Origin of the sequence: Jiangella alkaliphila, assembly GCF_900105925.1 — a bacterium.
GTDB classification, from domain to species: Bacteria; Actinomycetota; Actinomycetes; order Jiangellales; family Jiangellaceae; genus Jiangella; species Jiangella alkaliphila.
This window is the reverse complement of the sequence record NZ_LT629791.1, coordinates 1-12,694: the sequence shown is the minus strand read 5'-3', so window position 1 is coordinate 12,694 and position 12,694 is coordinate 1. Positions and strand designations below refer to the sequence as shown.

5 protein-coding genes and 1 pseudogene are annotated in these 12,694 nt (G+C 69.9%); all 6 read left to right on the top strand.

Annotated elements, in window-relative coordinates; all coding sequences use genetic code 11:
- Positions 1 to 71: 71 nt before the first annotated feature.
- Positions 72 to 1,817: an alpha/beta hydrolase gene (locus BLV05_RS00030; protein WP_152691106.1), complete on the top strand. Its 1,746-nt coding sequence runs from the start codon at positions 72 to 74 to the stop codon at positions 1,815 to 1,817.
- Between the two features lie 229 nt (positions 1,818 to 2,046).
- Positions 2,047 to 2,658 carry a 50S ribosomal protein L10 gene (rplJ, locus tag BLV05_RS00025; RefSeq protein ID WP_046772608.1) on the top strand — a complete coding sequence of 204 codons (612 nt, stop codon included), beginning with the start codon at positions 2,047 to 2,049 and terminating at the stop codon, positions 2,656 to 2,658.
- Between the two features lie 79 nt (positions 2,659 to 2,737).
- Entirely contained in the window at positions 2,738 to 3,130 is a 393-nt protein-coding gene (gene rplL / locus BLV05_RS00020; protein WP_046772609.1) for a 50S ribosomal protein L7/L12, read from the top strand.
- A gap of 545 nt (positions 3,131 to 3,675) precedes the next feature.
- Positions 3,676 to 7,146: a DNA-directed RNA polymerase subunit beta gene (rpoB, locus tag BLV05_RS00015; protein ID WP_046772651.1), complete on the top strand. Its 3,471-nt coding sequence runs from the start codon at positions 3,676 to 3,678 to the stop codon at positions 7,144 to 7,146.
- Between the two features lie 88 nt (positions 7,147 to 7,234).
- Positions 7,235 to 11,131, top strand: a pseudogene (locus BLV05_RS38450) (DNA-directed RNA polymerase subunit beta').
- A gap of 1,167 nt (positions 11,132 to 12,298) precedes the next feature.
- Positions 12,299 to 12,694 (top strand): hypothetical protein (locus BLV05_RS00005; RefSeq protein WP_157524170.1); only part of this gene is annotated, 396 nt, incomplete at its 3' end.

The following is a 12,694-nucleotide window of genomic DNA, read 5'->3' as shown; positions in this document are numbered from 1 at the left end:
GAGAGAGTTCGTGATCTTTGCATAACCCGACTTCGGAATGAGATTGACGCAGCGGCCGGGACGTGGTGCCGGTGACGCAGCTGCTGGACCGCGCCGCGTCGGCCCGCCGCGGGCTGCCGTCGGTGCACCAGATCCCCGTGCTCGGCCGGTTCCTGACCTGGCTGAGCCCGGACTACGGCGGCCTGGTCGGCGCCGCCTGCTTCTTCTGCTGGTCGCTGACGCCGACCCTGCTGCCGCGCACCTGGATCTACCAGGCGATGGTGAGCGGGCTGACGGCGACCATCGGCTACGCGCTGGGCGTGCTGCTCGCGTGGGTGGTCCGGCTGGTGCTGCGCCGGGTGCGGCCGGACCTGCTGACGCCGGCGCGACGGACCCGGCTGATCGCCTGGTGGGGCCTGGGGGTGGCGGCGGCCGTGGCGGTCACGTGGTACCTGGCCGACAACGCCGCCTGGCAGACCGAGCTGCGCGCCCTGATGGACGTCGAGAGCCCGGGACCCAACCACTACCTGCTGATCCTGCTGGTCGCCGGCGCCATCTTCGTCGTGTTCCTGGCGCTGGCCCGGCTGCTGCGCGGCGCGTCGCGGCGGCTGCGCCGGTTCTTCGCCCGCTGGGTGCCGCCGCAGGTCGCGCTGGTCGCGTCGGTGCTGGTCGTCGGCGGCATCGCGTTCTGGTCGTGGACCGGCCTGCTGTACCCGACGCTGCTGGGCGTGGCCAACGACGCGTTCGCGGCGGTCAACATGGAGACCGAGGCCGGCAACAACGCGCCCGGCTCGGCGACGCACTCCGGCGGCCCCGGCTCGCTGGTCACGTGGGACTCGCTGGGCCGCAAGGGCCGCGAGTTCGTGTCGTCCGGGCCCACCGTCGACGAGCTGACGCAGTTCAGCGGCGTGCCCGCGCTGGACCCCGTCCGCGCCTACGTCGGCATGGACTCCGCCGAGACGCCGGCCGGGCTGGCGTCGCTGGCGGTGCGCGAGCTGGAGCGGGCCGGCGGCTTCGACCGCGACGTCCTCGTCGTCGTGACGACGACCGGCACCGGCTGGGTCGACGGCGCGGCGGCCGACGCGCTGGAGTACCTCTACAACGGCGACTCCGCGATCGTCGCGCTGCAGTACTCGTACCTGCCCAGCTGGATCTCGTTCGTCGCCGACCAGGAGCAGGTGCGGCTGGCCGGCCAGGCGCTGTTCGAGGCCGTGCACGAGGCGTGGCTGGAGCGGCCGCCGTCGCAGCGGCCGAAGCTCATCGTCTACGGCGAGAGCCTCGGCGCGCTGGGCAGCGCGGCCGCGTTCGACTCGCTGGACGACCTGCGCTCGAAGGTCGACGGCGCGCTGTGGGTCGGCGCGCCCAGCCGGCACTCGCTGCGCCGCGAGCTGACGGGGCAGCGCGACCCCGGCTCGCCGGCCCGGCTGCCCGTCGTCGACGGCGGCCAGGAGGTGAAGTTCTGGGGCGGCTGGCAGGAGCCGCTGGACCTCGAGTTCGACGGGGGCCCGCCGGTCGTGTTCCTACAGCACGCCTCCGACCCGGTGACGCTGTGGTCGTGGGACCTGATGTTCGAGCGGCCGGAGTTTATCGACGAGGAGCACGGCCCGGACGTCCTGCCCACCCTCGACTGGTACCCGTTCGTCACGTTCTGGCAGGTCACGGCGGACATGGCGCTGTCGGCGACGGTGCCGGCCGGGCACGGGCACAACTACGGCGGCGAGCTGGTGGACGCCTGGCTGGCGGTCGCGCCGCCGGACGACTGGCCGGGCGGGCGGACCGAGGAGCTGCGCGACATGGTGCACTCGTTCCAGGACCAGAAGACCGGCCCGTTCGGCTGATTTGGCGACGGCGGCCCTGTGCCCGTACCATGAACGCTGCCAAAGACCGCCGGTCTCACGGTCGCCAGCCGATCGTGACGAAGGCCCCGCAGCGATGTGGGCGGCCCGCGCAGGTGTGAGACGAACGTCGTGCCGGCCGCTGCCGGTGCCCTTTCGCCCCGTGCCTGTGCCGGGGCGTTCTTCATGTCTGCGGGTCTCCACCGGCACCCCATCCGGAAGAAGGAGCCCCATGGCGAGGCCTGACAAGGCAGCCGCGGTCGCCGAGCTCGCGGACGAGTTCCGTGCCAGCAACGCGGTCGTGCTGACCGAGTACCGCGGCCTCACCGTCAAGCAGCTGACGGAACTGCGTCGGTCGCTCGGTGGGAACGCGTCCTACGCCGTGGTGAAGAACACGCTGACCAAGATCGCGGCGCGCGAAGCCGGGATCTCGGGGCTCGACGACTACCTGTCCGGCCCGTCGGCCATCGCCTTCGTCAAGGGCGACCCGGTCGAGGCCGCCAAGGGTCTGCGTGACTTCGCCAAGGCGAACCCCGTCCTCGTCGTGAAGGGTGGCCTGCTCGACGGCGAGCCGCTCTCCAGCGAGGAGATCACCAAGCTCGCCGACCTCGAGTCGCGCGAGGTCCTGCTGGCCAAGCTGGCCGGTGCGATGAAGGCGTCGCTGCAGAACGCGGTGTCGCTGTTCAACGCCCCGCTGGCGCAGACCGCTCGCGTCCTCGAGGCGCTGCGGCAGAAGGTCGAGGCCGAGGCACCCGCCGTCGAGGCACCCGCCGCCGAGGCCGCCGAGGCACCCGCCACCGAGGCCGCCGACGCGGCCGAGGCGACGGAGCAGAACGAGGGCTGAACGCCCGGGGGTCGTCCCACGGCCCCGAGCCCGTACGACAACCCGGCAGTCAGCCGAACAGAGAAAGGAACCCGCCACCATGGCGAAGCTCAACACCGAGGACCTCCTGGACGCGTTCAAGGAGATGACCCTCATCGAGCTCTCCGAGTTCGTGAAGAAGTTCGAGGAGACCTTCGAGGTCACCGCGGCCGCCCCGGTCGCCGTCGCCGCCGCTCCGGGCGCTGCTGCCCCCGGTGGCGCCGCCCCGGCCGAGGAGGAGAAGGACGAGTTCGACGTCATCCTCGAGGCCGCCGGCGACAAGAAGATCCAGGTCATCAAGGAGGTCCGCGCGCTGACGTCGCTCGGCCTCAAGGAGGCCAAGGACCTCGTCGAGGCCGCGCCGAAGCCGCTGCTCGAGAAGGTCAACAAGGAGGCCGCTGACAAGGCCAAGGAGGCCCTCGAGGGCGCCGGCGCCACCGTCTCGGTCAAGTGAGTCGCTGACCCACTGCTCCACGGGCCCGGTACCCCCTTCGCGGGGTGCCGGGCCCGTCCGCGTCCGACGTCCCCTTTGGTCTGCCCGGACCCGAGTTGATCATGGAGAAGGTCGGCTCTGGAGGCGCTCGGAAGCCGCCCTTCTCCATGATCAACTCAATGTGAGGGGGGCGGGCTGTTCGCCTGCGGCGAAAATTCTCCGCCCGCGCGGACGCCGTCCGGCCCGCCGCAAGCCCCCGGCGCGCCACTGGATCGTACGTTCGGATGAGTCACTGATCGGCTGCTGAGCACCACGAATGCGGCATTTCAGGTGCCAATTCGGTGAACAGGGGGGCGTCGGTGCTTGACGCGGGCCTGGTCCTGACGAGATGCTGATCTGGCAGCGGGGTGGGGAATGCGAGACAGAAGGAAGCGCGGAGTGGCTGACCACTCGACAGCAGTGTGCCCTTTGGGTTAGACTGCAGCTTTGCGCTGCCCTTCGCCGATGCTGCCCGCTTGGGTTGAGGACTGCGCGTGCATTCCGACCGTGTGCCCTCGGAAGGACCCCTGTTGGCCGTCACGCCCACCACCACTGCTGGCCCCAATGTCTCGCGTCGCATCTCTTTTGCCAAGATTCGCGAACCTCTCGACGTTCCGAACCTTCTCGCCCTCCAGATAGACAGCTTCGACTGGCTGCTCGGAAACGAGCGCTGGCAGGCGCGAGTCGCCGCTGCCGAGGCCGAGGGGCGCACCGACGTCAACACCACGTCGGGCCTGCAGGAGATCCTCGACGAGATCAGTCCCATCGAGGACTTCTCGGCGACCATGTCGCTGTCGTTCTCGAACCCTCGCTTCGAGGACCCCAAGAACAGCATCGACGAGTGCAAGATGCGCGACTTCACCTACTCCGCGCCGCTGTTCGTCACCGCCGAGTTCATCAACAACGAGACCGGCGAGATCAAGTCCCAGACGGTCTTCATGGGCGACTTCCCGCTCATGACCCCCAAGGGGACGTTCATCGTCAACGGCACCGAGCGCGTCGTCGTGTCGCAGCTGGTGCGGTCGCCGGGCCTCTACTTCGAGCGCTCGCTCGACAAGACCTCGGACAAGGACATCTACACCGCCAAGGTCATCCCGTCCCGGGGTGCCTGGCTGGAGTTCGAGATAGACAAGCGCGACATGGTCGGCGTCCGCCTCGACCGCAAGCGCAAGCAGAACGTCACGGTGCTGCTCAAGGCCATGGGCTGGACGAACGAGCAGATCCTCGAGGAGTTCGGCGACTACGAGTCGATGCGCGCCACCCTGGAGAAGGACCACACCACCACCCAGGACGAAGCGCTGCTCGACATCTACCGGAAGATGCGCCCGGGTGAGCCGCCGACGCGCGAGGCCGCGCAGCAGCTGCTCGAGAACGCCTACTTCAACCCGAAGCGCTACGACCTCGCCCGGGTCGGCCGCTACAAGCTGGGCAAGAAGCTCGGCGTCGACCTCGCGCTCGACCAGAGCACGCTGACCATGGACGACATCGTCGGCACGCTGCGCTACCTGGTGCGGCTGCACGCCAACGAGAACGAGCTGACCACCGGCGAGAACACGGTTCCGGTCGAGGTCGACGACATCGACCACTTCGGCAACCGCCGCATCCGTACCGTCGGCGAGCTCATCCAGAACCAGGTCCGCACCGGTCTGTCCCGCATGGAGCGCGTCGTCCGCGAGCGCATGACCACGCAGGACGTCGAGGCCATCACGCCGCAGACGCTGATCAACATCCGGCCGGTCGTGGCCGCGATCAAGGAGTTCTTCGGGACCTCCCAGCTGTCGCAGTTCATGGACCAGACCAACCCGCTGGCCGGGCTGACGCACAAGCGCCGGCTCAACGCGCTGGGTCCGGGTGGTCTGTCCCGCGAGCGGGCCGGCATGGAGGTCCGCGACGTCCACCCGTCGCACTACGGCCGCATGTGTCCCATCGAGACCCCTGAGGGCCCGAACATCGGCCTGATCGGCTCGCTGGCCACCTACGGGCGCATCAACCCGTTCGGCTTCATCGAGACGCCGTACCGCCGGGTCAACGACGGCCACGTCACCGACGACATCGAGTACCTGAGCGCCGACGAGGAGGACCGCCGCGTCATCGCGCAGGCCAATGCGCCGCTGACCGACGACAGCCGGTTCGCCGAGGACAAGGTGCTGGTGCGCAAGCGCGGCGGCGAGATCGAGACCGTCCCGGGCGGCGAGGTCGACTACATGGACGTCTCGCCGCGGCAGATGGTCTCCGTGGCCACCGCGATGATCCCGTTCCTCGAGCACGACGACGCCAACCGCGCGCTCATGGGCTCGAACATGCAGCGGCAGGCCGTGCCGTTGCTCCGGTCCGAGTCGCCGCTGGTCGGCACCGGCATGGAGTCGCACGCGGCCGAGGACGCCGGCGACGTCATCCTGGCCGACAAGAGCGGCGTGGTCACCGAGCTGTCGGCCGACTACGTCACCGTCATGGCCGACGACGGCACGTACCAGACGTACCAGCTGGCGAAGTTCCGCCGGTCCAACGCCGGGTCGTGCATCAACCAGAAGCCGATCGTCGAGGAGGGGCAGCGGGTCGAGGCCGGTCAGGTCATCGCCGACGGCCCGTCCACCGAGCTCGGTGAGATGGCGCTGGGCAAGAACCTGCTGGTCGCGTTCATGTCGTGGGAGGGCCACAACTACGAGGACGCCATCGTCATCTCGCAGCGGCTCATCCAGGACGACGTCCTCACCTCGATCAAGATCGAGGAGCACGAGGTCGACGCCCGCGACACCAAGCTGGGCCCCGAGGAGATCACGCGCGACATCCCGAACGTCTCCGACGAGGTCCTCGCCGACCTCGACGAGCGCGGCATCATCCGCATCGGCGCCGAGGTCACCAACGGCGACATCCTGGTCGGCAAGGTCACCCCGAAGGGCGAGACCGAGCTGACCCCTGAGGAGCGGCTGCTCCGCGCGATCTTCGGTGAGAAGGCGCGTGAGGTCCGCGACACCTCGCTGAAGGTGCCGCACGGCGAGTCCGGCAAGGTCATCGGCGTCCGGGTGTTCGACCGCGACGAGGGCGACGAGCTCCCGCCGGGCGTCAACCAGCTGGTCCGCGTCTACATCGCTCAGATGCGCAAGATCCAGGACGGCGACAAGCTCGCCGGCCGCCACGGCAACAAGGGCGTCATCGCCAAGATCCTCCCGGTCGAGGACATGCCGTTCCTCGAGGACGGCACCGCGGTCGACATGGTGCTGAACCCGCTGGGCGTCCCGAGCCGCATGAACCTCGGCCAGGTCATGGAGACCCACCTCGGGTGGGTGGCCAAGACCGGCTGGGAGGTCGAGGGCGACGACGAGGAGTGGAAGACCCGGCTGCGGGGCATCGGCGCCGCCGAGGCGCCGGCCGACACCAAGGTCGCCACGCCGGTCTTCGACGGTGCGCGCGAGGACGAGATCGCCGGCCTGCTCGGGTCGACGCTCAAGACCCGCGACGGCGTCCGCCTGGTCGGCGGCGACGGCAAGGCCAACCTGTTCGACGGCCGGTCCGGTGAGCCGTTCCCGAAGCCGGTGGCGGTGGGCTACATGTACATCCTGAAGCTCAACCACCACGTCGACGACAAGATCCACGCCCGGTCGACCGGTCCGTACTCGATGGTCACGCAGCAGCCGCTGGGTGGCAAGGCGCAGTTCGGCGGTCAGCGCTTCGGTGAGATGGAGGTCTGGGCGCTCCAGGCCTACGGCGCGGCGTACGCGCTGCAGGAACTGCTCACCATCAAGTCCGACGACGTTCCCGGCCGCGTCAAGGTCTACGAGGCCATCGTCAAGGGCGAGAACATCCCCGAGTCGGGTATCCCCGAGTCGTTCAAGGTGCTGTTCAAGGAGATGCAGGCGTTGTGCCTCAACGTCGAAGTGCTCTCCAGCGACGGCTCCCAGATCGAGATGCGGGAGACCGACGAAGACGTCTTCCGCGCGGCAGAAGAACTCGGAATCGACCTGTCCCGGCGCGAGCCGAGCAGCGTCGAAGAGGTCTGACGGTGGTGGGAGGCCCGGTTCCTGACCCGGCCTCCCATTTCCGCCAGCCACCACAGACCTGAAACATCTGAGCGAGAGAAGGACACACGTGCTCGACGTCAATTTCTTCGACGAGCTACGCATCGGCCTCGCGACCGCCGAACACATTCGCGGGTGGTCGCACGGCGAGGTCAAGAAGCCTGAGACGATCAACTACCGCACTCTGAAGCCGGAGAAGGACGGGCTCTTCTGCGAGAAGATCTTCGGTCCCACCCGCGACTGGGAGTGCTACTGCGGCAAGTACAAGCGCGTCCGCTTCAAGGGCATCATCTGTGAGCGCTGTGGCGTCGAGGTCACGCGCGCCAAGGTGCGCCGCGAGCGGATGGGCCACATCGAGCTGGCCGCCCCCGTCACGCACATCTGGTACTTCAAGGGTGTGCCGTCGCGGCTGGGCTACCTGCTCGACCTCGCCCCGAAGGACCTCGAGAAGGTCATCTACTTCGCGGCCTACATGATCACCTGGGTCGACGAGGAGTCGCGCCACCGCGACCTGTCCTCGCTCGAGGGCCAGATCGACGTCGAGCGCAAGCAGGTCGAGCAGCGCCGCGACGCCGACGTCGAGACCCGGGCGAAGAAGCTCGAGGCCGACCTCGCCGAGCTCGAGGCCGAGGGTGCCAAGGGCGACGCGCGCCGCAAGGTCAAGGAGTCGGCCGAGCGCGAGATGAGCCAGCTGCGCAAGCGCGCCGACGCCGAGATCGACCGCCTGAACGCGGTCTGGGACCGCTTCCGCAACCTCAAGGTCCAGGACCTCGAGGGCGACGAGCTGCTGTACCGCGAGATGCGCGACCGCTTCGGTCAGTACTTCCGCGGCGGCATGGGCGCGCAGGCGATCAAGGAGCGCATCGACGGCTTCGACCTCGAGGCCGAGGCCGACAAGCTGCGCGACCTCATCCGCACCGGCAAGGGCCAGAAGAAGACCCGTGCGCTCAAGCGGCTCAAGGTCGTCTCGCCGTTCCTGACGACGAAGAACGACCCGCGCGGCATGGTGCTCGACGCCGTCCCGGTCATCCCGCCGGATCTGCGCCCGATGGTGCAGCTCGACGGTGGCCGGTTCGCGACCAGCGACCTCAACGACCTCTACCGTCGGGTCATCAACCGGAACAACCGCCTCAAGCGGCTGCTCGACCTCGGTGCGCCGGAGATCATCGTCAACAACGAGAAGCGGATGCTCCAGGAGTCCGTCGACGCGTTGTTCGACAACGGCCGCCGCGGCCGTCCCGTCACGGGTCCCGGCAACCGGCCGCTGAAGTCGATCTCCGACATGCTGAAGGGCAAGCAGGGCCGGTTCCGCCAGAACCTGCTGGGCAAGCGCGTCGACTACTCCGGCCGTTCGGTCATCGTCGTCGGCCCGCAGCTCAAGCTGCACCAGTGCGGCCTGCCGAAGGGCATGGCGATCGAGCTGTTCAAGCCGTTCGTCATGAAGCGGCTGGTCGACCTGTCGCACGCGCAGAACATCAAGAGCGCGAAGCGCATGGTCGAGCGCGCCCGCCCGGTCGTCTGGGACGTCCTCGAGGAGGTCATCGCCGAGCACCCGGTGCTGCTGAACCGGGCGCCGACGCTGCACCGTCTCGGCATCCAGGCGTTCGAGCCGCAGCTGATCGAGGGCAAGGCCATCCAGATCCACCCGCTCGTCTGCACGGCGTTCAACGCCGACTTCGACGGCGACCAGATGGCCGTGCACCTGCCGCTGTCGGCGGAGGCGCAGGCCGAGGCCCGCATCCTGATGCTGTCCAGCAACAACATCCTCAAGCCGGCCGACGGCCGGCCGGTCACCATGCCGACGCAGGACATGGTGCTGGGCATCTTCTTCCTGACCTCCGACCGTGGCGAGCAGATCGGCGAGGGCCGGGCGTTCTCGTCCATCGCCGAGGGCATCGCCGCCTTCGACCGCGGTGAGCTGTCGCTGCAGGCGCCGATCACCCTGCGGGTGAACGACGTCGTGCCGCCGGCCGGCTTCGAGACTCCGGAGGACTGGGAGCCGGGCCAGCCGTTGACGCTGCGCACGTCCCTGGCCGGGCGCTGTTCAACGAGGCGCTGCCGCTCGACTACCCGTTCGTCGACGCCGTCGTGGACAAGAAGCGCCTCGGCAGCATCGTCAACGACCTCGCCGAGCGGTACCCGAAGATCCAGGTGGCCGCGACGCTGGACGCGCTGAAGGAGATCGGCTTCCACTGGGCCACCCGGTCCGGGGTGACGGTCTCGTTCGACGACGTCGTGGCGCCGCCGACGAAGGCCGCATCCTCGAGGGGTTCGAGGCCAAGGCCGAGAAGGTCGAGCGCAACTTCGCCCGCGGTGTCATCTCCGACGGCGAGCGGCGCGAAGAGCTCATCGACATCTGGACCGACGCCACCAACGCGGTCGACGAGGCCATGCGCGCGTCGTTCGCGTCGGAGAACGCCATCAACATCATGGTCACCTCCGGTGCCCGTGGTAACTGGATGCAGATCCGCCAGCTGGCGGGCATGCGCGCCTGGTCGCCAACCCGAAGGGTGAGACCATCCCGCGGCCGATCAAGGCGAGCTTCCGCGAGGGTCTGTCCGTCGTCGAGTTCTTCATCTCGACGCACGGCGCCCGCAAGGGTCTGGCCGACACCGCGCTGCGGACCGCCGACTCCGGTTACCTGACCCGGCGGCTGGTCGACGTCTCGCAGGACGTCATCATCCGCGAGGTCGACTGCGGCACCGAGCGTGGTCTGGCACTGCCGATCGCCACGACCGGCGCCGACGGCCGGCTCATCGTCGACGAGCACGTCGAGACCTCGGTCTACGCGCGCTCGCTGTCCGAGGACGTCGTGTCGCCCGACGGCACGAAGGTGGCCTCGGCCGGCGACGACCTCGGCGACGTCGAGATCGCCGGCTGGTGGCCGCGGGCGTCGAGAACGTCCGCGTCCGCAGTGTCCTGACCTGCGAGAGCAAGACCGGCGTCTGCGCCATGTGCTACGGCCGGTCGCTGGCCTCGGGCAAGCTCGTCGACGTCGGCGAGGCGGTCGGCATCATCGCCGCCCAGTCCATCGGCGAGCCCGGCACCCAGCTGACCATGCGGACGTTCCACACCGGCGGTGTCGCCGGTGAGGACATCACGCACGGTCTGCCGCGTGTGGTCGAGCTGTTCGAGGCGCGCGCCCGAAGGCAAGGCTCCGCTCTCGGAGTCGGCCGGCCGGGTCCGCATCGAGGAGGACGCCAAGGGCGCCCACGCGGTCATCGTCCCCGACGACGGCGCCGAGGAGCAGTCGTTCCCGCTGTCGCGACGGGTGTTCGAGTGGACCAACCGGCGCGCGCCTGGCATCGCCCAGTGGCGCGTCCAGGACGCCGACCGCGTCGAGGTCGGCGAGCTGCTGCACTCCGGTACGGCCGACCCACACGACGTGCTGCGGGTCCAGGGCCAGCGGCGTCCAGGTCTTCCTGACCGACCAGGTCCAGGAGGTCTACCGGTCGCAGGGTGTGTCGATCCACGACAAGCACATCGAGATCATCGTGCGGCAGATGCTGCGCCGGATCACCGTGCTCGAGAGCGGCACCACCGACCTGCTCCCCGGCGAGCTGGTCGAGCGGTCCCGTTCGAGGACGAGAACCGGCGAGCGGTCGCCGAGGGCGGTCAGCCGGCCTCGGGTCGTCCGCAGCTGATGGGCATCACCAAGGCGTCGTGCCACCACTCGTGGCTGTCGGCGGCGTCGTTCCAGGAGACCACGCGGGTGCTCACGGAGCGGCCATCAACGCCAAGTCCGACCCGCTGATCGGCCTGAAGGAGAACGTCATCCTCGGCAAGCTGATCCCGGCCGGTACGGGCCTGCCCGCTACCGCAACCTGCGGGTCGAGCCGACCGAGGAGGCCAAGGCGGCCATGTACTCCATGGTCGACTACGGCGCCGACTACTCCGACTACGAGTTCGGCCAGGGTCCGGCGAGGCCGTGCGCCTCGAGGACTACGACTTCGGCTCGTACAACTGACGAGTCCGTCGTCCCTGATCGACGGCGCCGTCACCCTCGCGGGTGGCGGCGCCGTCGTCGTTCTCGATACTCGAAGCCCTCCTGGGCGTGCGCCTTCTCGGGGGCGATGCCCTCGGCGGCGGCGGGCCTGTGTCTGCGCGGCCTGGTGGCCTGGAGTAGGCGGCCTTGTCCTCGCGCTCAGCCGGTCGTAGACGGCGCGGTCGAAGCGCACGCGGCCACCTCCTCGATCAGGAAGCTCCAGCACTCGCGTCGATCGTCCCACGACCGGCCGACGACCCGGACCGCGTGCCGGGCGGGAACAGCACTTCGGCCTCGTGCGCGAACGAGGACAGTGCCCGGATTCGGCGCCGGTGCGGCCGACGATGGTGATGAACGCGTTACCGCCGGCGCGGAACGCCTCGGCCACCGACGCACTGGCCGACGCGCTGGCGAACCCACTGTCCGCGACGACGACGCCCGGCCGCACCGCGGCAGCTGCGCGGCCGGCAGCGACGTGCCGCGATAGACGACCCGGTGAACCGCGGCAGGCCGCCAGCCCGGCCACGGCGTCGTCGACGAGCCGGCGCAGGTCCGCCCCGCGTGGTGGCGTGTCGTCCGGCCGGCGCAGAAGCGTTCACTCGTCGACCCTCGACCGTCGTGTAGTAGCGCAGCGCCCGTCGCTGTGCCCGGGTCAGCGGGTGAGCGGATACGGCTGCCCGTGGTGGTCCGCGCCGCGCCGCGGCCGCGGCCGCCGGACGCAGGAGCACGCCGAGCTCGTCCGCGGCGGACTCGACCGCGAGCGTCAGCGTCGCGGCGGCGGTCGCGAGCGCCAGCCGCATCGCGACGGGGCGTCGCCGACGGTCGTGCCGGTCCGGTGGCAGCGCCGGACCGGCGCACCGGCCGACGACGCGGACGCGGGACAGCACCGACGCGGCGAGGGCGCTGGTGCCGTCGTGAACCAGACCGGACAGCTCCGCCAGCCCGCGGGCGGCGGACCGGACCGGTCGCGCGAGGACGAGAGGACCACACCTCCTGTGGGTCGTTCCCGGAGCCCGAATGTGACAGCGCCCCAGTAGATTGACTGCGACTGGCCGAGGAGGAGCCGATGACCGAGGCGACCGTCGCGCTGCTCCGCGGCGCCGGCCTGCTGAGCGGCGAGCCGGACGACCTGTACCGCGAGTGGGTCCGGTGGACGCTGGCGTCCGGGCTCACCCCGAGCAGGTGGTCGGCCGCGCCCGCGAAGAGGGCGTCACCGCGGCGACCTTCGCGCCGCTGGCCGGCCGCACCGTCTGGCGCGGCCCCGACGAGCGCCCCTACGTCCGCGTCGACGACGCCCGCCGGGCGCGCGAGCTGGTGCGGCTGACCGAGCTGCTCAACGGCGGCCGGCCCAGCCAGACCGAGGCCCGGCGCGACCGCAACCGCTGGTCGTACGGCGGCCTGTTCGGCCTCAACCGCGGCGACGCCGGCACCGCCGTGAAGCGCGGTGCGCTGGTCGCCACCCCCGAGGGGACGATGATGGCGGCGGCCGGTCCGCGGGCGCTGCGCGCGGTGCCGAACCCGGTCGACTGGTTCGCCGCCCGCGGC